The organism is Phenylobacterium sp. (genome assembly GCF_041913825.1).
GTDB lineage: Bacteria > Pseudomonadota > Alphaproteobacteria > Caulobacterales > Caulobacteraceae > Phenylobacterium.
Genome location: NZ_JAYSEO010000020.1, coordinates 37,604 through 58,781, shown reverse-complemented (window position 1 = coordinate 58,781; position 21,178 = coordinate 37,604). Strand labels below are relative to the sequence as shown.

Below are 21,178 nucleotides of genomic sequence, written 5' to 3'. Positions count from 1 at the left end.
CTTCGACACTCTCAAGCCCCCGTCGTCCCGCCTTCAAGCTGGACGCGCGCCATCTCCCGCAGTTCGCCTGCGGTCAGACCCGCCCCTTCGGCCAAACGCTCGTCTACAGCCAAGGTTCCAGCAGTCTTCGCAGCCGCCGCCACGGCCCGTCGTCCGGCCTCGCGCCGGCCCCGAGCCAGGCGCACGAGGCCGAGGTGGTACTGCGCCATGACAAATTGCGGATCAAGATAGGCCGCGCGCCGGAGCGCATCCTCCGCAGCGCCCAGCCGCCCTAGGGCCTGCTCCACCAGGCCCGAATAGAAGTGCAGCACGGGATCGTCCGGCTGCGCGGCTAGCCCCTCGCGGCAGGCCAGCTCGGCGCCGCGGAAGTCGCCGAGGTCGGCCCGGCGGCGCACTTCGTTCAGCTGCGCCGCGGGGTCAGCGGGGGAAGCCTGGACCGGAGCCGGAGCCGGCGGCGGTGGCGGCGCGGACTTGGGCAGGTCCGCCGCGAAAAGCGCAGGCGACGCGACGGAGGCCAGCGGCGGCAGGACGAGCTCGGCCGGAGGCGCGGCGGGCGCAGCGTAGGGCGGGGTCCAAGGCGGCGCCGCGGCGCGCCGTTCCGCGCCGCCCGCTTCCGGCGCACGGTACGCGACCGTGCCGGGGAGCCCCACGGCGTCCGCGAAGCGCGCGAACTCGGGGTTTGGCTCGGCGTGGCCCACCAGCAGCCAGCCGTCCGGCTTCAGGCGCCGCACCAGGGCGGCGGCGACCTCCGCCACCTTCTGGGGGTGGAAATAGATGAGGACGTTGCGGCAAAGGATCAGATCGAAATCGACCAGCTCAAGCGGCGGCGACGGACCCAAGAGGTCGAGCAGGTTGCCGCGCTGGAACCGCACCATGCCGCGGTAGGCCGCCTTCAGCCGCCACGCCGATCCGTCCTCCGTGAACCAGGCCTCCCGCTGCTCGGCGTCGAGCGAGCGCAAGGCCCAGCGGCTGAAGCGCGCCTCCTGGGCGGCGGCCAGGAAGTCGTCGTTGATATCCGTGCCAAGGATGGTGATGCGCCACTGAGCGAGGGCCTCGCCCAGCATCTGGTGCAGCAGGATGGCGACCGAATAGGCCTCCGCGCCGGTGGCGCAGCCCGCGCTCCAGATCCGCACGCGGCGGGTCGCTTCGCAGCGCTCCAAGATGTCCGGCAGGATCGTCTCGCGGAGCGCCTGGAATTGCTCCGGGTAGCGGAAGAAGTAGGTCTCGCCAATCGTCAGCTCGGCTTCGAGGGCGCCCCACTCGCGCTCGCCGCGTTCCGGATCGGCCAGCCGCTCCAGATACGCCTCCAGGCTCGCGCCCCGCAGCCGCTTGCGGACGCGCTCCCAGAGCAGGTCGTCCTTGTCCTCATAGTAGAAGTGACCGGTGCGCTCGATGACCTGCTGTTTCAGGCGAGCGAACGCCTCACCGGTCGGGACCGGCGCGAGCGGAGGCTTCAAACCTCAGCCTTCAGGTCCGCCAGGCGCTCGGCGGCCGCGGTCGCCAGCTCGTCGATCCGCTGGCGTTCTTCCATGAGCAGCAGCCGGCCCCAGTCGAGCAGCGGAACCATGTCTGCGCCGATGACGAGGTTGCCGACAACCGCCTCGTTGACGCTTTGCGATGACGACAGCGGCCCCATGCCGTCGGCTCGCGCGTCCGCGTCAAGCACCCGTTCGACGAGGAGCCCGAGACGCGCGCCGCCCGCGGACGCCGCCAGACGCAGGATGTGGTGGTAGAGTTCGTCGCCCTGCGGCTCTTCCGCCCCGAAGAGCCTCGCCAGGCGCACGACGGCGAGCGGCTCACCGGCAAGGTTTGCGTAGCCGGCTAGAGCCTTCGGCGATCCCGGAGGACGTTCGACGGGGAGGTTCGGCAGAACCTCGACGACGCCGGCGGCCGCAAGCCCCCAGCGCACACCCGCAGACCGGAACAGGATGTAACGCCCCTCGCCCGTCATGCCGCCCTTGAACACGAAGAACCCGAGAATGGGAAGCACGTGGAACGATCAGGCGATCTCGTCTCCAAGCCCATCAGGTCCGATCCAACAGATCGCGCACACGGGCCGCCAGCTGCTCGAACGTGAACGGCTTCGAGATGAGCTCGACGCCGGCGTCCAGTCGGCCGTGGTGGATGATGGCGTTTCGGGAGTAGCCGGTCGTGAAGAGAACCTTGAGATCGGGCCGCAGTTCGGCTGCGGCGTCTGCCAGAACCCGCCCGCTCTTGCCCGGGAGCACGACGTCGGTGAACAGCAGGTCGATCCGCTCCTCTGTCTTCAGGATCTCCAGGCCGGCGTCTGCGTCTTCCGCCTCCAGGACTTGATAGCCGAGCTCGCCGAGGATCATCGTGCTGTAGGCGCGGACGTCTTCGTTGTCCTCGACGACCAGGATCACTTCGCCTTCGCAGCTGGTTGGCGCGGATGACGCGCCAGGGGAATCGGCTGTCTCGCTCTGGCCCCGGTACCGCGGGAAGTAGAGCTTCACGGTCGTGCCCTGGCCCTCCTCGCTGTAGATGGTCACGTGGCCGCCGGATTGCTTGACGAAGCCGTAGACCATGCTGAGGCCGAGACCGGTGCCCTTGCCCACCTCCTTGGTGGTGAAGAAGGGTTCGAACACGCGTGCCAGCGTATCCTTCGGCATGCCGGAGCCGGTGTCGCTGACCGCGATCATCACGTACTGGCCGGGCACCACCTCGGCGTCGACGGCGGAGTAGCCCTCGTCGAGCGCCGTGTTGGCGGTCTCGATGGTCAGCTTGCCGCCGTCCGGCATCGCGTCCCGGGCGTTGACCGCCAAGTTTAGGATGGCGCTCTCGAGCTGGTTCTGGTCGGCCTCGATCCGCCAGAGGCGCGGCGCCAGCACGCCTTCGAGTTCGACTTGCTCGCCGAGCGTCCGGTGCAGCAACTCGGTCATGTCGCGCACGAGGCCGTTCAGCTCGAGCGGCTTAGGCTCCAAGGGCTGGCGCCGCGAGAAGGCCAGGAGGCGCCCCGTCAGGCTCGCGGCTCGCTGGGCGCCCTGCAGCGCCATGTCGGCGGCGCGGCTGATGCGCGCCTCGTCGCTCGGCTTGCTGCGCTTGATGACGTCCAGGCCGCCGATGATCACGGTCAGAAGGTTGTTGAAGTCGTGGGCGACCCCGCCCGTGAGCTGTCCGACCGCTTCCATCTTCTGCGCCTGGCGCAGAGCCTCCTCGGCCTTGGTGCGCTCCGCCACCTCCTCGGCGACCCGCTCCTCGAGCGTCGTGTTGAGGCGCTGGAGCTCGGCCTCCGCCTGCCGCCGCTGCGCCAGTTCCCGCTGCGCGGCTTCGAACAAGCGGGCATTGTCCAGGGCGATGGCTGCTTGGCTGGCGAGGCCGACGATCCGGGCCTCTTCGCGGGCCTCGAACACGCTGGGTTCGGAGTGGCCGAAGAACAGCCCGCCGAGCACCTCGCCGGTCCGGGATTTCACCGGGACGGCGAGATAGCTGCGGACCGGCAGATGGCCTTCCGGCATGCCGTGATACGGAGCCATCTTGCCGTACCTCGGGTCCTTCGTGATGTCCTCGGAGCGCACCACGCCTTCGCCGGCGAAAGTCGGATGGAAGACGGCCGTGTTGCGCGGCATGGGGAAGCGGGAGAACGCCTCCCGCGGCGCCCCTGCCAGGGTGTAGAGCGTGTAGCGTTCGCCCTGCTCGTCCTCGAGATTGTAGAAGAACGCGCCGAATTGGGCGCCCGTCAGTTCGACCGCCGCATCTGTGATGGCCTGGACGACACGACCCTGGTCGAGGTCGCCGGAGATCGCTGCGGCGGCCTCGTTCAGGATCTGCAGCGCACGGGTCTCCTCGCGCAGCTCGGCGCTGACGGCCTTTTCCTCCGTGATGTCGATCACCACGCCAGCCATCCGCTTGCCGCCCTGGGCGTCCGTTTCTACGGTCCCGCGGGCGACGACTGTCCGCTCGGCGCCGGCGCCATGGACCCGGTACTCAGCCTCGTAGGGCTCAGCCGTCTCGATCGAATGGTTCAGCACGGCAAGGACGCCGTCGAGATCGCGTCGGTCGATGCCATCCAAAAAGGCCTGCAGGGGCAGTCCAACTTGGGCGTCCTCGGCCGGCACGCCGAAGACCTCCGCCAGGGGCCCTTGAATGGCGAGGCGGTCGCTGTCCACCGACCATTCGAATACGGCGACCCGGCCCGTCGAAAGCGCGAGCGTGAGCCGGTCCTGGGTCATCAGGTACCGTTGCTCGCTCCTGAACACGGCGCGGTTGGCTTCCCGCCGCACCTCGGCCATTTGGATGTTCGCGTGCACCCGGGCGAGCAGCTCTCGCGCGGCGAACGGCTTGATGAGATAGTCATCGGCGCCCGCCTCGAGGCCTTCGACCTTGGCCTCCTCCCCGGCGCGCGCCGACAGCATGATCACCGGGACGCCCGCAAGCGCGGGGTCTGAGCGGATCTCCCGAAGCAGGCCAAACCCATCCAGCTTCGGCATCATCACGTCGGTCAACACAAGCTCGGGGGTCGCCGCCCGCGCCAGCGCAAGTGCAGCCTCACCGTCAGGGGCGGCGTCCACCACATAGCCCTGGCCTTCGAGCAGCCGGCAGACGTAAGCCCGCATGTCGTGGTTGTCGTCGGCCAGCAGAACGCGGCGTCCTGCGCCGGTGTCGCCCGCGGCATCCGGCGCGATCGCGCCAAGGCCAGGGGTCGACAGCTCGCCGGCGGCTTCCAGCTGCGGCGCCACCTCAGGCAGCCAGCGGAGGGCCTCCTCGACATACTCGTGCGCGCGGGCGCCGCCGGAGGCGGGCGCCACCTCTTCGCGGACATGCTCGGGAGGTAGATGGGCGGCCCCAAAGGGCAGCCGCACCTCAAAGGTCGTGCCTTCCCCCGGGGCGCTCTGGGCGGTGATTTCACCGCCATGCAGGCGCACCAGTTCCTGCACGAGCGCGAGGCCGATGCCACTGCCTTCGAAGCTTCGGCCCTGCGCGCCTTCGATGCGGTGGAAGCGCTCGAACAGCTTGGGCATCTCCTCCGGCGGAATGCCGATCCCGGTGTCCCGCACCCGGACCACCACGGCGCGGCCTACCGTCGAAGGCGCCACCTGCACCTCGATCTCGCCTTCGTGGGTGAACTTGAAGGCGTTCGAGATGAGGTTGAGGAGCACCTTCTCCCACATCTCTCGGTCGACGTAGATCGGCTCGGGCAAGGGCTGGCAGTCCAGCAGCAGGCGCAGGCCCGCCTTCTCAATGGCCGAGCGGAAGCTGGAGGCGATCTCGCCACTGAAGCTCGCGAGGTCTGTGGGCTGATAGATCGCCGTAACCCGGCCGGCCTCAATGCGTGAGAAGTCGAGCAGGCTGTTCACCAGCCGCAGCAGCCGCGCGCCATTCCGGTGCGCGAGCTCAACCTGGCTCCGGGTTTCGGGATCAGCGTCCGGTTTCGCCAGCAACTCCTCGAGCGGGCCCAGCATGAGCGTCAGTGGCGTGCGGAACTCGTGGCTGACGTTGGAGAAGAACGCCGTCTTGGCGCGGTCCAGCTCCGCAAGGGCCTCGGCCCTGCGGCGCTCCTCCTCGTAGGCGTCGGCATTCGTCATGGCGGCGGCGATCTGGCCGGCTGCCAGCCCCAGGAAGCCTCTATAGCCGTCGTCGAACAGCCGATAGGGGTTGAGCCCCACGATCAGCACGCCGCCGCGGCCGGTCTCGCCGGACGCAGGGATCGGAAGCACAGCGGCCCGCACGCTCGGGCGGTCCCAGGCGCCCTGCGGCGCATCCTCGCCCAGGACAGACGCGAGGTCGTCGAGCAAGACCGGCTCTTGGCCGCGCAGCGCCGAGGCGACCGGCCAGGGGGCGAAGTCACCCAGATCGAGGCTGACGGGCGCCGCAGCATGTCCTGCCGGCAGGCCGCGGGCGCTGCAAAGGCTGGCCGTCTCACCGCCCGGCGGAATGACATAGAGCAGCGCGAAGGTGACGTCGTGCGGGTCGGTGGCGAGGGCGACCATGCTGCGCTCGCACGCCTCGCGCCAGGAGCGGGCGTCGGCCGTCTGGGCCGCGAGCTCGCGCAACAGCTTCAGCTGGCGGTCTCCGATCACCCGCTGGGTGTCGTCGGTGTTGGCGCAGATGATGCCCCCGGCGCGTCCATCGTCGCCCGGGATCGGGCTGTAGGAGAAGGTGTAGTAGGTCTCCTCAGCGTAGCCGTGGCGCTCCATGATCAGGAGCTGCTCCTCGACGTAGGTGCCCTCAAGACCGCCCATCGCGGTCGCCAACATCGGCCCGATGTCCGGCCAGATCTCGCGCCAGACCTCAGAGGTCGGGCGGCCAAGGGCCCACGGGTGCTTGCCGCCGATGATCGACTTGTACGGATCGTTGTAGAGGTAGATCAGGTCCGGCCCCCAGCCGATCCAGATCGGCTGGCGCGAGGTCAGCATGATCCGCACGGCGGTCTTCAGGCTTTGCGGCCAGCCTTCTGGCGCACCCAGCGGCGTACTCTTCCAATCATGGGCGCGGATCAGGGCGCCCATCTCTCCGCCGCCGGCCAGGAAGTTCAGCGAAAGTCTGTCACGCGGCTCGGACAGGATTTCGGTGTCGTTCATTCGGGCGTTCCTGAGCTCGTGGGCGCGGCCGCCGGGCGGCCGATCAGGTCAAGTGCGGGGCCGGAGGCGTCGAGCGCGGCGCGGACCTTATGAGCGAGCGCTTCGAAGGTGAAGGGCTTGGCGACGAGCTGGACGCCCGCATCGAGCCGACCGTTGTGGACGATGGCGTTGCGGCTGTAGCCGGTTGTGAACAGCACCTTGAGGTGTGGCTTTCGGCGCAGCGCTTCGTCGGCCAGGCGGCGGCCATCCATGCCCTCGGGGAGAACGACATCGGTGAAGAGCAGGTCGACGTGCGGCGCGCGGTCGAGGAGCTCAAGGGCCACTGGACCGCTCCCGGCCTCATAGACGCGATATCCAAGCTCGGTCAGGACGGAGACCGAGTAGTCCCGCAGGGCGTCATGATCCTCGACGACGAGGATCGTCTCGTCGCCGCCGTCCGGGCGCCGAGCTTTGGCGGGGGGCGCCTCCTCCGCGCCCTGCCGCACCCGCGGCAGGTAGATCTTGACCGTCGTTCCCTCACCCACCTCCGAATAGATGCGGACGTGCCCCCCGCTCTGCCGGACGAAGCCGTAGACCTGGCTCAGCCCCAGGCCTGTGCCTTGGCCCACGGGCTTGGTCGTGAAGAAGGGTTCGAACACCCGCTCCACGGTCTCCGAATCCATTCCGCAACCGGTGTCGGTCACTGCGATCATCACGTACTGGCCCGGCGAGACCGGCTCAGCGAGGCCGGCGACGTAATCCTCGTCCAGGAACACATTTCCGGTTTCAACGGTCAGACGACCGCCTTCCCGCATGGCGTCGCGCGCGTTGACCGCAAGGTTGAGGACCGCACTCTCGAGCTCGCCGGGGTCAGCCTGCGCGGTCCAGAGGCCGGGCGCCGTCACGATCTCAACCTTGACCTGTTCGCCCAGGGTGCGCGCTACCAGATCCGCTAGTCCGGAGATCAAGCGGTTGGCGTCAATCGGCTTCGGATCGAGCGCCTGCCGACGCGCAAAGGCCAACAGACGCGCTGTCAGGGTGGCGGCGCGCTGACCTGCCTGCTGGGCCATATCCCTCGACCGCCGCAGCCGCGCCAGGGTGGCGTCGTCAGGCAGCTTCTCCAGTTGCCGTTCCATCTGCTCAAGACCGCCAAGGATCACGGTCAGCAGGTTGTTGAAATCGTGGGCCACGCCGCCGGTGAGTTGCCCGATGGCCTCCATCTTCTGGGCTTGGCGAAGTTGCTCTTCGGCCGCCAGCCGTTCGGCGATCTCTGCAGCGACGCGCGACTCGAGGCTGGCGGTGAGCTGACGCAGCTCCTCGTTGAGGTGCGAGGCGTGCCGGAGGGCAGCTTGCAGCTCCGCGCTCTGCTGCGCCAACCGGGCGCGGGCGCGGTCCAGGACCGATGCGACCGCGGCCGCTTGCTGGTGGGCTTCCGCCGCCGCCGCCGCCGCACCGGCCGCCGAGGCGGCGCTCCGTTCGGTCATCAACAACCGGATCAACAGAGAAAGCTCGTCGTGGAGCGCGGAGGCCGACAGGGATGGCGCACCCCCGATAAGGGCGACGACAGCACCCCCTTCGGATGCAAAGGCGCGCGCAGGCTTGCGATCCGCCAATGTGGGATACGCAAGTTCGGTGACGAGCTCGCCCGGCTTGCGGCAGGCGGCGAGGAACGATCGCCAGCTGGGTCCACCCGGCAGCGTCGCATGGAACCCCGGTGCCGGCGTGAGGGCGCCCGCCTCAGGGTCCGCCAGAAGGATCAGCAAGGCCTCCGCGCCGAGTGCGCCGGCCAAGGCGTGGGCCGCGGTCGAGCGGACGGGCGGATCACCCAGCGCTTCGACCAGCCTACGGATGTCGTTTGGCCCCGACACCTCAGGCCGGCAGCACGCAGACGACGGCTGTGCAGTTGTGGAAGCCGGCGAACTGGCCCTCCGCGCGCGCGATCTGCCCGTGGGTGTTGCATCCCATCAGATCGACGCCACTGAGGCGATCCTGCACCGCCGCCAGCTCTCGGCTGAAGGCCTGCCCCATGCGCAGGCGGGTGGCGACGCAGTCGAAGAACAGAGCGGCCTGCGGGCGGTGTTCGCCAATTGCGGCCAAGGCCGCGTTCGCGGCCGCCTCGGCCGCCTCGACCGTGGAGCCTTGCGTGCTGCGCATCACCCGCACCAGGGCGTTAGCCGGGATTTCAGCGGCGCAGACGACCGAGCCGTCGGGCTGGATCGCCAGCGGGACCCGGAGCCGGTAGGAGCCGCCCGTCTCGATCCCCAGGATGTTGTGGAGGAAGAACGGGATGGGAGCCGCTGGATCGAGCGCCTGCCCCGTCTGCTGCGCGTGGGCTTGGAAGGCCTCCGCGGCTGGGAGGCCATTGAGGCTGACGAGCTTCAGTCCGTCGGCGGCGGTGACACGCAGCGGCGGCGACGCCGGCTCCCAGCCATGGCTCACCCCGACGCCGATCGGCTTGTCGGAGACGATCTCAAGCGCGATGGCCGCGTCGGTCAGCACTTCTTCGCCGAGGAACACCGCCGTGCGTTGGAACTGCGCGTTGTCGCCCGCGCCGCCCCCGAAGAACTGGTAAAGGCCCGCGGTCGCCAGGGTGAGCTCGTCCAAGAGGCGATCCGCGTAGCCCGCCAAGGCGTCCGTCATCACCAGCGCATTGCGGTAGCCTGGGCGCAGGTCGTCGATGCCCAGGAAGCCTCCGACAAGCTGTTCACTCGCCGCCCTCGCGTCTACGCTGATGCCGCGACCGGCGGAGGCGCGGACCTCAAACCCGTCGCCCGCGACGCCGAGCGCTGTGGCCATCCCCTCCCCAAGCTGATCGTTCGCGAACTCACCGGCCGAGGATGCGCCCACCAAGAGCGCGCCAGGCATTCGACTCCGCAATCGCCTCAGCAGGGCCGCGTGGTCCAAGGTCGGCGCGGCGAAGAGCACCACCGCGCGCGGTTCTCCAGCCGGGCCGCACAGTTGGTCGGCCAGAGCATCGGCCGCACCATCAGCCTCGGCGAGCGCCGTGGCCGCGATTGTCGCCTTCATACTTTCCCCCAACGCCCGTAGCGCCGCGCCCTCACAGGCTGCGCCGTAGACGCTCCAACGCGGCTGCATTGCTTAGGTTCCATACGACTGTGCCGATATCCTGGAGCTGGTCGGCGATCGCGAGCTACGCGGCAGGCGAAAGCCGCTCTAGTACAGTTCCAGGCCCTGCGCGAGGCGAGGTCGATGAGCCGCTTAGCTAGCCGCTGCGGACCCTGCATCGTCAGCTCGCGACGATCGCTTCCAGGCTCATGCGACATGTGAGCACTCCCCGCTAATGCGCGGAAACTCATGATTGTCGTGCCGTCCTGCAGCGACCGTCATCAGCCGCCCCTGCCCTCCTAGCGGTGTCTCAACCGTCGGCGAAACGCTTCGAGCGCGTGCACGCGCGATCGGTGTTCATGAACCTGGACAGCATCGGCACGATCAGCTTGGCGGGTTCGAGCGCTCGACCGCCCTGGGCTGCCAGCGCCTCGCCCCTGCAGCGCCCTGTCTGCGTGAACGTCGGAAAGCCCAAGCGCATCTGCGAACTCGGCTGGGGGCACCGGCAGGCGCGCGGGGGGCGCTCCGACGCACAACGGCGGCCATCCGCCGGAGCCGACGGCAGCAGTCGTCGGAACTTTACGAACTTAACGGAATTGACAAACGCTCAGGTTGTGGCGAAAGGACCACCCATGGCAGAGAAGGCATCGTCAGCCGGCCGCAGCGCCGGCCGCTACGTGACCAAAGCCGACGTGGCGCGTCAGCCGCGCACGACGGTGCGCGACAGCAAGGGCGAGTTTTCGGTCCCCCTGCCCTCGAAATCCGTCCAGGCCCTCAATCCACGGAAGTCGGGCGTCCGCGCCGTCTTGGAAGTGCTGAGTGAGCGCATAACGGAGAGCCGCGAGAGCGGTCGACGCACCGGCTTCTGGGTCGAAGTCGATCCCAAAGGCCAGCCGCGCGTACACGCCAAGGCCACGATCGCGGACGACACCAAGCAAGTCGGGAACGACCGCGCCGATGATGCTGATGATCTGGATGCGGCCCTGGCTGCGGCCCGCGAGCGCGGCCGACTACGGGTGGCGGAGATCCTGGCCGGCGACGAGATGCTGAGCGCGGACGCCTTCGCGGAGCTGCTCGGCGTCAGCCGCGTGACCGTGAATGCGAAGCGGCAGAGGCATGAGGTGCTGGCGGTGGACGGCGCCCGCCGTGGGTTCCGCTTCCCCGCTTGGCAGGTTGACGAGAACGGCAAGCCCTTCGCCGCTATCCCGCAGCTTCTCGATAAGCTCGGCGACAGCCCGTGGAGCGTCTACCGCTTCCTCGTTCAGCGCCATCCGGAGCTGGAAGGTGCGACCGGAGTGGATGCGTTGCGCCAGGGCAGGACACACGAAGTGCTCGATGCGGCCGACAGCGTTGCCGCTGGAACGCTTGGCTAAGTGTCGCTCTAGCAGAGCCGAATGGTTCGGCCTACATCGTCAACGAGCCCACTTAACCGGTTGTCTTTACTCAATGTTTTATCCGTCACTCCCACTCGATAGTGCCGGGGGGCTTGGAGGTGACGTCGTAGACCACGCGGTTGACGCCCCGGACCTCGTTGATGATCCTCGTTGCACACCTGCCGAGCACCTCCCAGGGGAACTCGAAGAAGTCGGCCGTCATACCGTCCGTAGACGTCACAGCCCGCAGCGCCAGGACGTGCTCGTAGGTGCGGGCGTCGCCCATCACGCCGACGGTCTTCACCGGCAGCAGGACGGCGAAGGCCTGCCAGATGCTGTCGTAGAGGCCGGCCTTGCGGATTTCGTCGAGGTAGATGGCGTCGGCGGCCTGCAGCACGGCCACCTTCTCGCGGGTGATCTCGCCGGGGATCCGGATGGCCAGGCCCGGTCCGGGGAACGGGTGGCGGCCGACGAACTGGGGCGGCAGGCCGAGCTCGACGCCCAGCGCGCGGACCTCGTCCTTGAACAGCTCGCGCAGCGGCTCGACCAGCTTGAGCTTCATGTAGTCCGGCAGGCCGCCGACGTTGTGGTGGCTCTTGATGACCACGGAGGGGCCGCCGCTCGCCGACACGCTCTCGATCACGTCGGGATAGAGGGTGCCCTGGGCCAGGAACTCAGCGCCCTCGATCTTGGCGCTCTCGCGGTCGAACACCTCGATGAACAGCCGCCCGATGGTCTTGCGCTTGGTCTCGGGGTCGGTGACGCCCTCGAGCTCGCCCAGGAAAAGGTCAGACGCATCAACGTGTACGAGCGGGATGTTGTAGTGATCCCGGAACATGGTGACGACCTGGGTCGCCTCGTCCTTGCGGAGCAGGCCGGTGTCCACGAAGACGCAGGTGAGCTGGTCGCCGATCGCCTCGTGGATCAGCACCGCGGCCACCGAGCTGTCGACCCCGCCCGAGAGCCCGCAGATCACCTTGGCGTCGCCCACCTGGGCGCGAATCTTGGCGATCTGCTCCTGGCGATACGACGCCATGGTCCAGTCGCCCTTCAGCCCGGCGATCCGGTGGGTGAAGTTGCGGAGGATCAGCGCGCCGCGCGGCGTGTGCGCCACCTCGGGGTGGAACTGGATGCCGTAGAACCGCCGGCCCTCGTCGGCGATCACCGCGTAGGGCGATCCCTCGGACGTCGCCACCACCTCGAACCCCTGGGGGATGGCGGTGATCTTGTCGCCGTGGCTCATCCAGACGGTCTCGGTGTGGCCAAGGTCGCCCAGCCCCTCCAGCAGCGGGCTCCCCACCTGGATGTTGATCTCGGCGCGGCCGAACTCGCGGTCGTGGCCGCCTTCCACGGCGCCCCCGAGCTGGGCGCACATGGTCATCTCGCCGTAGCAGATGCCGAGCACCGGCACGCCCATCTCGAACACCCGCTGCGGCGCGCGGGGGCTGGCGTCCTCGTGCACGCTGGCGGGCCCGCCGGAGAGGATGATCGCCTTGGGACCGAACCGGTCGAGGAAGGCTGCGTCCACCTTGTCGTAGGGGTGGATCTCGCAATAGACGCCGCTCTCGCGCAGGCGCCGGGCGATGAGCTGGGTCACCTGGCTGCCGAAGTCGACGATCAGGACCCGCTCGTGATCCCGGGCTTGGTGGACGATCTCGGTCATGGGGCTCCGTTAGCGGGGTTTCTCCAGCACGGCGACGAAAAAGCCGTCGGTCTGGGAGGCGCGCGGCGAAAGGCGCAGAAAGCCGTCAGGCGTGAGGTTCGGGGCGAGCTTCGGGTCGTCCGAGGCCGGGCGGACCTGGAAGTCGGGATGGCGATCGAGGAAGGCGGCGACCCGGTCCTCGTCCTCCTCCGGCAGGATCGAGCAGGTGACGTAGACCACGCGGCCGCCTGGCTTCACGAAGCGCGCTCCGTCGTCGAGCACCTGGTCCTGGTCGACCTGGCGCTTGGCCAGCGCCTCGGGCGTCAGGCGCCACTTGGTGTCGGGATGGCGCCGCCAGGAGCCCGTGCCGGTGCAAGGCGCGTCGATGAAGACCACGTCCATCCGGCCCTCCAGCCCCTTCAGCGCATCGGGGTGGATGGGCGAGCGGACCTGCAGATTGCGCACGCCGGCCCGCTCACCGCGGCGCACGGTGTCGGCGAGGCGCCGGGCGTCGGCGTCATAGGCGTAGATCTGGCCGGTCGCCCCCATGGCGGCGGCGAGCGCCAGGGTCTTGCCGCCCCCGCCGGCGCAGAGGTCGAGGACCTGCTTGCCCCTCACCTCGCCGGCCGCGGCGGCCGCGAGCTGCGAGCCCAGGTCCTGGACCTCGAACCACCCCTTCGAGAACTGCGGGACGGCCTCCAGCGCGCCGGAACGCGCGGTGGGATCGAGCGCCGGCATGCGCAGCGCCGTCGGCAGGAGCTCCACGGGTTCGGCGTGCAGCGGCTGCAACGCCTTCAATGCCCGCTCGGGGTCGGTCTTCAGCAGGTTGACGCGCACGTCCACCGGTGCGCGCTGCGCAAGGGCCTCGCCCTCGGCGGCGCGGTCCTCGCCGAAGACGCGCGCCATGCCGGCGTCCAGCCAGTCGGGATAGTCGCCGCGCACGGCCGCCGGGGCGTCGTGCAGGCTGCGCGGGGCCGCCAGCGACGCGCGCTCGGCCCCGGTGAGCTCGCCGGGGCCGTGGGCTGCGTCGGCCGCCGCGTCGGCGATCCGTTCCAGCGGCCAGTCCCAGAGGAAGCGCAGGGCTCCGAGCGCGGCGGCCCGCGGCGAATCCTCGCCCATCCGCCAGGCGAGCGAGCGCCGTCGGCGCAGCACGTCCAGCACCAGGCCCGAAACGAAGGCGCGGTCCTTCGCGCCGGCGTAACGCGCGGCGTCGCCCCAGGCCTTCAGCGCGAGACGCACCGGCCGATGTCGGGCCTCGATCTCGCCCAGGACCTCGATGGCCGCCGAGAGGCGTCCGCCGTCACGCATTGATCGTCACCTGAAAATCGCCACCACGACAAGGCCGAGCCCGACCATGGACACTCCCCAGACGACCGAACGGACCATCGGCACGCCCGAGACGTAGAGCGGCACATAGAGCGCCCGGCCGATCACATAGACCGCCGAGCCCCACATGGTGAGCGGCCCCGTCTTGGCCAGCAGGACCGCAGCGACCACGGCCGCGGCGAAGAGCGGGAAGGTCTCCAAGAAGTTGCGCCACGCCCGCTCCAGCCGTCCGGGGCCCCCTGTGAGCGGCGGGCGCGGTTCGTCCCGGGAGCCGGCCGCCCACTGCAGGTCGCGCTGGCTCCACGAAGCGATGGCCGCCCAGAGGAGCTGGACCAGGCCCACCACGATCGCTGCGCCGAGCAGCTTCAGCTCCACCGCCGTCGTGTCCATGTGACCCCCTCGGAGAAATGCGCGGCCGCCCGGCGCCCGCTGGGACGCCGGCCGACGCACGCGTTCTGATCGACGCCCCCTAGACCGGGCTCGGGTAGTTCGGCGCCTCGCGCGTGATCATCACGTCGTGGACGTGGCTCTCGCGAAGGCCCGCGCCCGTGATCCGGATGAACTTCGCCCGGTTGCGGAACTCCACCAGGTTGGCCGCGCCCACATAGCCCATGGCGGCGCGGAGGCCGCCGACCATCTGGTGAAGGATGGGCGAGATCGGCCCCTTGTACGGGACCTGGCCCTCGATGCCCTCGGGCACCAGCTTCAGCGCCGACACATCCTTCTGGAAGTACCGGTCGGCCGAGCCCTGCCCCATGGCGCCGAGCGAACCCATGCCACGGTACGACTTGTAGGAGCGCCCCTGGTAGAGGAACACCTCGCCGGGCGCCTCGTCGACGCCGGCGAAGACGGAACCCATCATGGCCACCGAGGCGCCCATCGCGAGCGCCTTGGCGAGGTCGCCGGAGTACTTGATCCCGCCGTCGGCGATGATCGGCACGTCGGCGTCGCGCGCGGCGCGCACGGCGTCGGCGATGGCGGTGAGCTGGGGCACGCCGACGCCCGCCACGATCCGCGTGGTGCAGATCGAACCCGGGCCGATCCCCACCTTCACGGCGTCCGCACCCGCGTCGATCAGCGCCCGCGCGGCGTCGTAGGTGGCGACGTTGCCGGCCACCACCTGCACCCGATTCGACTCCCGCTTCACCCGGCCGACGGCTTTGGCGACATCGACGTTATGGCCGTGGGCGGTGTCGATCACCACCACGTCCACGCCGGCGTCCACCAGCGCCATGGAGCGCTCGAAGCCCGCGTCGCCTACCGTGGAGGCCGCGCCGACCAGCAGGCGGCCCTGCGCGTCCTTGGCGGCGTTCGGATAGGCCTCCGACTTCTCCATGTCCTTGACGGTGATCAGGCCGACCGCGCGGTAGTCGTCGTCCACCACGATCAGCCGCTCGATCTTGTGCCGGCGCAGCAGGTCGCGGGCCTCGGCCTGGCCGACGCCCTCCTTCACCGTGACCAGGTTCTCCGTCGTCATCAGCGCCTTGGCCGGGACGTCGTCGCGGCTCTCGAAGCGCATGTCGCGGTTGGTGAGAATGCCGCAGAGCTTGCCGGCCGCGTCGACCACCGGGAAGCCGGAGATCTTCTTGCGGGCCTTGATCTGGCGGACCTCCGACAGCGGCGTGTCCGGATGGATGGTCAGCGGGTTGATGACCATGCCGCTCTCGTAGCGCTTCACCTCGCGGACCTGGTCGGCCTGCTCCTCGACGGTGAGGTTCCGGTGCAGGATCCCCATGCCGCCCGCCTGGGCCATGGCGATGGCCAGACGACTTTCGGTGACCGTGTCCATGGCGGCGGACACGAGCGGGATATTGAGCTTGATCTCTCGCGTGAACCGGGTGGCGACGTCGACCATGGTCGGCATGACGTCGGAGGGACCGGGTTCGAGCAAAACATCGTCGAAGGTGAGCCCTTCGCGAATCTCCATGAGACTCTCCGTTTTGCGGCGCGGGTATACGCGGGCGCCCCCATCGGGGGCAAGGGCGAACGGCGCATTCATGCGATTGCGGGGCTCCTGGGTCTGATGACGGCCGATCGGAGGCCGAAGGTCATGGCGAACATCACGAGGCAAAGGCCGCTGGTGAGCGCGAGCGCGGCCAGGGGCGAGCGCTCGAGCACCACGGCGAAGACGAGGGGCCCGGCCGCCTGCAGGACGGTGGCGGGCCGGCCGATGAGGGCGGACCGGTAGGCGTAGCCCTGCGGCCCATAGAGGCTGAGCGGCAGCACGCCCTTGGCCACCGTCAGCATGCCGTTGCCAGCCCCCTGGCCGATCGCCAGCGCCGCGCCGGCCGCGCCGCCCGAGGCCACCAACGCCGCGGCGCCGGCGGGATGCAGCAGGGTGGCGACACGGGTCGTGAGCACCGCCGGCAGCCGCCGGAGCACGGTGAACTCCAGGAAGCGCACCGTCACCGCGGCGATCCCCACCAGGCCAGCCGCTGCCGTGGCCGCGCCCATCGGCAGGCCGAACGCCGCCAGAAGGCGTGGCAGGTGGGCGCTGACGCAGGTGGAGACGAACCAGGCGCAGGCGAAGAGCACGGTGAGCTGGACCATCGGCCGGTCCCAGCGCACCTCGGCGTGGGGCGTCTCCGCCTTGGGCCCGGTGGCGTGGCCGGGGGGACAGACCAGCGCCGACAGCGGCAGGCAGACGAGGAGCTGCACCGCCGCCCAGGCGAAGCAGGCCCCGCGCCAGCCCAGCGCCTCCGCCACCAGGCCGGTCAGCGGCCAGCCCACGGTGGAGCCCAGGCCGCCGACCAGCGCCACGCCGGTGATCGGCCGTCGCGCCGCCTCGCCGTAAAGCCCCACCAGGATCGCGAACGGCGTAGGCGACAGGCCCAGCGCCATGCCAAGGCCGATCACGCCCATGGCGAGCGCCAGCAAGGCCCCGTGCTGGGCCATCCCGAGGATCGCCAGCCCGAGCGCGAAGACCAGATGAGAGGCGAGCAGCACCGCTTTGCCGCCGCCGGCTTCGATCCGGCGAGCGACGCGCGGGGCCACGAAGGCCGGTACGAGCAGGGATAGCGACACGGTCCCAAAGACGAAGGCGTCCGGGAGGTCGAGTTCGCGGGCGATGGGATCGCCCAGCACGCCCATCAGGTAGAAGCTGCACGCGAAGGCCGCGATCTGCCCAAGGCCGAAGCCGGCGACGACGAGGCTCTGTGGTCGGTGCGACATGGCCTCTGATGCCCAGGTTGGCGTGCAGAGAAAATCGACTTATTGAGCAGGCTGTGTTCGAAAACCTCACATCGGACGCGCCGCCGTCGCTGAACGCCCTGCGCGCCTTCGAGGCCGTGGCAAGGACCGGCCGGGTGACGCTGGCGGCCGAGGAGCTGAACGTCACGCACTCGGCCGTCAGCCGGCAGGTGAAGGCGCTGGAGCAGGCCTTGGGGGTACGGTTGCTCACAGGTCCGAAGAACCGACTGGAGCTGACCGCCGCCGGCCGCGAGCTCGCCGCGCCGCTCACCGAGGCCTTCAACCAGATCGCGGCGGCCGTCCGCCACGTCCGCTCGGGCGGCGAGGACCTGCACGTCGCGGTGAACGCCTCCCTGTCGGTGAAGTGGCTGATCCCCCGCCTGCCGGCGTTCCAGGCCGCGCACCCCGGGATCCGCCTGCACCTCTCGGAGCTGGCGGCGCACGCCACCTCCCAGCACGGCGCCCAGGCCGTGGTGCGTATCGTGCCCACCAGCCGGCTTGCCGACGTCAACTGCACGCCCTTCATCCGAAACGCGCTCGGCGCGGTGATGTCGCCCGAGGCGGCGGCGCGCTGGGATCACGACCCATTGCGGGCGCCCCGGCTCTCCGCCGCCACCCATCCGGAGGGCTGGCCCGTCTGGGCGGAGCTGGCGGGGGTCGAGCTGCCGCCCGCCGCAGAACGCCCCTTCCCGCACGTGCATTTCGCCATGGACGCGGCCCTGGCCGGACTGGGGGCGGCCATCGTCTCCTGGCCCCTCTGCGCCGCCGAGGTGCAGGCGGGCCGGCTGGTGGCGCCGCTCGGATTCCGCCGCTCAGAAAGCGCGTTCGCGCTCCTGGCGGCGCCCGGACCGGTCGGCCGCCCGTTGGCGCGGTTCCGCGACTGGCTCGTGGCCGAAGGCGCCCGCACCGCGGAGCCGCCGGGAATTTGATCCAGGTCAAAGCCGGCCAGGGCGGCGGCGACGACCGTCGTCCTGCGGAATCCGGCGCGACGATCGGATCCGAGGGAGGAACAGACATGGAAGCCACCGGCCGGTTGCCTGCGGTGCGCGGGATCGACGCGGCGGCGCCCTTCCGCTGGCTCGGCTGGGCGTGGAGGGACCTGTGGACCACGCCTGGCCCCCTCCTCCTCTACGGCTTGTTGATCTCCGCAACGAGCCTCGCGCTGAGCTGGGCGATCTACCGCACCAACGCGGCGTTCTGGGTCCTGGCGCTCACCTTCGGGTTCGTCTTCGTGGCGCCGATGCTGGCCATGGGACCCTACGAGGCTGGCCGCCGGCTCGACCGGGGCGAGCTCCCGCGGGTCCTCGACCTCCTGCTGGTCCGCAAGGCGCTGCGGCAGGACGTGGCCTACCTCGGCCTGGCGCTGCTCGTGATCTACTTCTTCTGGGGCCGCATCGCCCAGATCGTCTACGGCCTGTCCACCTGGCAGATCTACCGGACGATTCCCGAGTTCCTGACCTTCGCCCTGACCACGGCGGAGGGCCAGCGCATGCTGCTGGTCGGCAGCGGCATCGGCGGGATCATCGCCTACGGGACCTTCGTCCTGGTGGCGGTCTCCGCGCCCATGCTGCTGGACCCGCGGGCCAGCGTGTTTGCCGCGGTCGCCACGAGCGTTCGGGCCGTATCGCGCAACCCTGGCCCGATGCTGCTGTGGGCCTTGGTCATCCTGGCCCTGGTCATGCTGTCGGCCGCCACGGCCTTCGTCGCCCTGATCGTCGTCTTTCCGTGGCTCGGCCTGGCGAGCTGGCGCGCCTATCGCGAGCTGGTGGCCGAGGCGCCGGAGCCGGCGGCCGCGCGGCCCTTGAACCCTGTCGCCACGAGATAGACCTCGGAGCTGTCGGCGCGGCTGGGTTTCGGCTTCAGCGTCTTCACGTCGGCGAAGTGGCGCTTCAGGAGCGCGATCACCTCGGCCGTCTCGCCGCCCTGGAAGGCCTTGGCGACGAAGGCGCCGCCGGGCCTCAGCACCTCGACCGCGAACTCCGCCGCGGCCTCGATCAGGCCCATGATCCGCAGGTGGTCCGTCTGACGGTGGCCCACGGTGTTGGGGGCCATGTCCGACATCACCACGTCCGGCGGCCCGCCCAGCAGCTCGACCAGCTTCGGCCCGCAGGCGGGGTCGGTGAAGTCCATCTGCAGGATGTGGGCCGGCGGCAGCGGATCGACCGGCAGCAGGTCGACGCCGGCGATGTTCGTCACCCCGCGCTGGATCGCGAGCTGCGTCCAGCCGCCGGGCGCGAGGCCGAGGTCGATGACCCGGGCCCCGGGCTTCAGCAGGTGCAGCCGGTCGTCGAGCTCCTCGAGCTTGAAGGTGGCGCGGCTGCGGTAGCCGAGCGCGCGGGCCTTGGCCGCGAAGGGGTCGTTGATCTGGCGCTCGAGCCAGGCCTGCTGGGAGGGCGTGCGCTTCCAGGCGGTCTTCAGGCGCGCCGGCTTGGCGCGGCCCTCCGCCGTGCCGCCGGTCGGCGGCTTCACCATGCGCTTGCGGGGCGGTTCGGTCATGCGGCGGCCCTCCTCGGGCGGCGACGGCGGCGACGGCGGCCGCCGCGCTCGGCCATCAACGACAGCAGGATGCCCTCGCGCAGGCCCCGGTCGGCGACCCGCACCCGCGAGCACGGCCAGAGCTCCTGCACGGCCTGCAGGATGGCGGCGCCCGCCAGGACAAGGTCGGCCCGGTCCGGGCCGATGCAGGGCTGCTCCGCCCGCTGCTGCGGATTGAGGGCCAACAGGCGCCCGGCGGCGGCGTCGCACTGCTCGCGGCTCATCCAGATGCCGTCGACGCGGCTCCGGTCGTAGCGCTCCAGCTCCAGGTGCAGGCCGGCCAGGCTGGTGATCGCGCCGGAGGTGCCCACCAGGTGCGCCCGGTCGGCGTCGAACACCTCGCGCATGGGGTCGGCGCGGCGGAAGGCGGCGATCTCGGCCTTCACCGTGTCGACCATCTTGCGGAACCAGGCCTCCGTGTCGCCCTCCCCTTCGGGATAGCGCTCGGCCAGGGTGACCACACCGATCGGGACCGACAGCCACGCGCGGATGGGCGGCAGGCCGGCGGACGGGGCGTCGCGCAGGTCCACCCAGGACAGTTCCGTGGAGCCGCCGCCCACGTCGACCACCAGCGCAGCGTCGCGGCTGCGGTCCAGCAGGTTGAGGCAGCCCTGCACCGACAGCCGGGCCTCCTCCTGCGGGCTGATGATCTGGAGCCGAAGGCCGGTCTCGGCGAACACCCGGTCGACGAAGGCCTGGCCGTTCTCGGCCATCCGGCAGGCCTGTGTGGCGATGGCGCGCAGGCGCACGACCCGGCGGCGGCGGACCTTCTCGGCGGCGACCCTCAGCGCGCCCAGGGCGCGGTCCATGGCGGTCTCGGAGAGCCGGCCGCTCTGGTCAAGACCCTCGCCCAGGCGCACGATCCGCGAATAGGCCTCCACCACCCGGAACGCCTGTCCGGCGGGGGTCGCGATCAGCAGGCGGCAGTTGTTGGTGCCCAGGTCGAGGGCCGCGTAGCAGGGCGGGTCACCCGCAGACTTCTCCCGGCCACGCCACTGTGCGCCGGGCGCGCTCGGCGCCTCGTTCATGGACCATCCGTCCTTCGCAGGCGCAGCCCGTCCGCCGCGCCTCACTTCGAGGGCGAATGTAGCAAGCCCCTTCGCGCGCCGGAAGGCGCGGCCTTTGATCGGCGCCCTGCGCGGGTTACGTTCACCTTCCGGTCAGGAGAAAGGAGGTAGATTCGAGCCATGAACACGCGCGTCGCGAAATATGCGATCGGCCAGGTGGTCCGGCACCGCGTCTATCCCTTCCGCGGGGTGATCTTCGACGTGGACCCGACCTTCTCCAACACGGAGGAGTACTGGCTGTCGATCCCGGAGCACATCCGGCCGCGCAAGGACCAGCCTTTCTACCACCTGCTGGCCGAGAACGACGACAGCTCCTACGTCGCCTACGTCTCCGAGCAGAACCTCGTCCCCGACGACACCGGCCAGCCGGTCGGCCACCCGCAGGCGCAACTGCTGTTCGAGTCCTTCCGGGAAGGCCATTACAAGCTTCGCCCCCGGATCAGCCACTAGGCGCAGACCCTT

At 70.0% G+C, this 21,178-nt stretch carries 17 protein-coding genes; 4 read left to right on the top strand and 13 right to left on the bottom strand.

All coding sequences use genetic code 11. From position 1 onward, the window contains the following. Positions 1 to 11: 11 nt before the first annotated feature. The 6 genes from ACE3Q8_RS16715 to ACE3Q8_RS16690 all read right to left on the bottom strand — a co-directional run bounded on the left by ACE3Q8_RS16715 (position 12) and on the right by ACE3Q8_RS16690 (position 10,065). The gene (locus tag ACE3Q8_RS16715; protein ID WP_374471428.1) at positions 12 to 1,457 is read right to left on the bottom strand and encodes a CheR family methyltransferase; all 1,446 of its coding nucleotides are present in this window, start codon (positions 1,455 to 1,457) and stop codon (positions 12 to 14) included. Beyond that, complete coding sequence (locus ACE3Q8_RS16710) at positions 1,454 to 1,990, bottom strand: chemotaxis protein CheW (protein WP_374471427.1); 537 nt, start codon at positions 1,988 to 1,990, stop codon at positions 1,454 to 1,456. Before ACE3Q8_RS16710 ends, ACE3Q8_RS16715 begins: the two co-directional genes overlap by 4 nt. A 34-nt stretch (positions 1,991 to 2,024) precedes the next feature. Next, a complete protein-coding gene (locus tag ACE3Q8_RS16705) occupies positions 2,025 to 6,539 on the bottom strand; it encodes an ATP-binding protein (protein ID WP_374471426.1) in 4,515 nt (1,504 codons plus the stop codon). Further along, positions 6,536 to 8,281 carry an ATP-binding protein gene (locus tag ACE3Q8_RS16700; RefSeq protein ID WP_374471425.1) on the bottom strand — a complete coding sequence of 582 codons (1,746 nt, stop codon included), beginning with the start codon at positions 8,279 to 8,281 and terminating at the stop codon, positions 6,536 to 6,538. Before ACE3Q8_RS16700 ends, ACE3Q8_RS16705 begins: the two co-directional genes overlap by 4 nt. A gap of 106 nt (positions 8,282 to 8,387) precedes the next feature. Further along, positions 8,388 to 9,545: an FIST signal transduction protein gene (locus ACE3Q8_RS16695; protein ID WP_374471424.1), complete on the bottom strand. Its 1,158-nt coding sequence runs from the start codon at positions 9,543 to 9,545 to the stop codon at positions 8,388 to 8,390. A gap of 349 nt (positions 9,546 to 9,894) precedes the next feature. Then, entirely contained in the window at positions 9,895 to 10,065 is a 171-nt protein-coding gene (locus ACE3Q8_RS16690; RefSeq protein WP_374471423.1) for a DUF2274 domain-containing protein, read from the bottom strand. A gap of 151 nt (positions 10,066 to 10,216) precedes the next feature. On the opposite strand from ACE3Q8_RS16690, the gene ACE3Q8_RS16685 reads away from it, so the two are divergent. Then, positions 10,217 to 10,957 carry a hypothetical protein gene (locus ACE3Q8_RS16685; protein WP_374471422.1) on the top strand — a complete coding sequence of 247 codons (741 nt, stop codon included), beginning with the start codon at positions 10,217 to 10,219 and terminating at the stop codon, positions 10,955 to 10,957. An 85-nt stretch (positions 10,958 to 11,042) separates the two neighbouring features. Here ACE3Q8_RS16685 and guaA read toward each other — a convergent pair whose 3' ends face one another. The 5 genes from guaA to ACE3Q8_RS16660 form a co-directional block, all read right to left on the bottom strand. Next, the gene (gene guaA / locus ACE3Q8_RS16680) at positions 11,043 to 12,620 is read right to left on the bottom strand and encodes a glutamine-hydrolyzing GMP synthase (protein ID WP_374471421.1); all 1,578 of its coding nucleotides are present in this window, start codon (positions 12,618 to 12,620) and stop codon (positions 11,043 to 11,045) included. 9 nt (positions 12,621 to 12,629) lie between these two features. Further along, positions 12,630 to 13,907, bottom strand: coding sequence for an RsmB/NOP family class I SAM-dependent RNA methyltransferase (locus ACE3Q8_RS16675; protein WP_374471420.1), 1,278 nt, complete (start codon positions 13,905 to 13,907; stop codon positions 12,630 to 12,632). Between the two features lie 6 nt (positions 13,908 to 13,913). Continuing rightward, entirely contained in the window at positions 13,914 to 14,315 is a 402-nt protein-coding gene (locus tag ACE3Q8_RS16670) for an MAPEG family protein (RefSeq protein WP_374471419.1), read from the bottom strand. Between the two features lie 79 nt (positions 14,316 to 14,394). Then, positions 14,395 to 15,852 (bottom strand): IMP dehydrogenase, encoded by a 1,458-nt coding sequence (gene guaB / locus ACE3Q8_RS16665; protein WP_374471418.1) that lies wholly within the window; start codon positions 15,850 to 15,852, stop codon positions 14,395 to 14,397. Between the two features lie 68 nt (positions 15,853 to 15,920). Further along, positions 15,921 to 17,096 (bottom strand): MFS transporter, encoded by a 1,176-nt coding sequence (locus ACE3Q8_RS16660; RefSeq protein WP_374471417.1) that lies wholly within the window; start codon positions 17,094 to 17,096, stop codon positions 15,921 to 15,923. Positions 17,097 to 17,149: 53 nt separating this feature from the next. Here ACE3Q8_RS16660 and ACE3Q8_RS16655 point away from each other — a divergent pair, with 53 nt between their 5' ends. Next, positions 17,150 to 18,043 (top strand): LysR family transcriptional regulator, encoded by an 894-nt coding sequence (locus tag ACE3Q8_RS16655; protein ID WP_374471416.1) that lies wholly within the window; start codon positions 17,150 to 17,152, stop codon positions 18,041 to 18,043. Positions 18,044 to 18,129: 86 nt separating this feature from the next. Continuing rightward, positions 18,130 to 18,939: a DUF2189 domain-containing protein gene (locus tag ACE3Q8_RS16650; protein ID WP_374471415.1), complete on the top strand. Its 810-nt coding sequence runs from the start codon at positions 18,130 to 18,132 to the stop codon at positions 18,937 to 18,939. Here ACE3Q8_RS16650 and ACE3Q8_RS16645 read toward each other — a convergent pair. Together ACE3Q8_RS16645 and ACE3Q8_RS16640 are read right to left on the bottom strand one after the other, a co-directional pair. Continuing rightward, positions 18,867 to 19,610, bottom strand: a complete 744-nt coding sequence (locus tag ACE3Q8_RS16645; RefSeq protein ID WP_374471414.1) for an RlmE family RNA methyltransferase — start codon at positions 19,608 to 19,610, stop codon at positions 18,867 to 18,869. The genes ACE3Q8_RS16650 and ACE3Q8_RS16645 overlap by 73 nt on opposite strands. Further along, positions 19,607 to 20,677 carry a Ppx/GppA phosphatase family protein gene (locus ACE3Q8_RS16640; protein WP_374471413.1) on the bottom strand — a complete coding sequence of 357 codons (1,071 nt, stop codon included), beginning with the start codon at positions 20,675 to 20,677 and terminating at the stop codon, positions 19,607 to 19,609. The genes ACE3Q8_RS16645 and ACE3Q8_RS16640 overlap by 4 nt, the downstream gene beginning before the upstream one ends. A 159-nt stretch (positions 20,678 to 20,836) precedes the next feature. Between ACE3Q8_RS16640 and hspQ the strand changes: the two genes are divergently transcribed. Beyond that, positions 20,837 to 21,166, top strand: a complete 330-nt coding sequence (hspQ, locus tag ACE3Q8_RS16635; RefSeq protein WP_374471412.1) for a heat shock protein HspQ — start codon at positions 20,837 to 20,839, stop codon at positions 21,164 to 21,166. Positions 21,167 to 21,178: the final 12 nt, after the last annotated feature.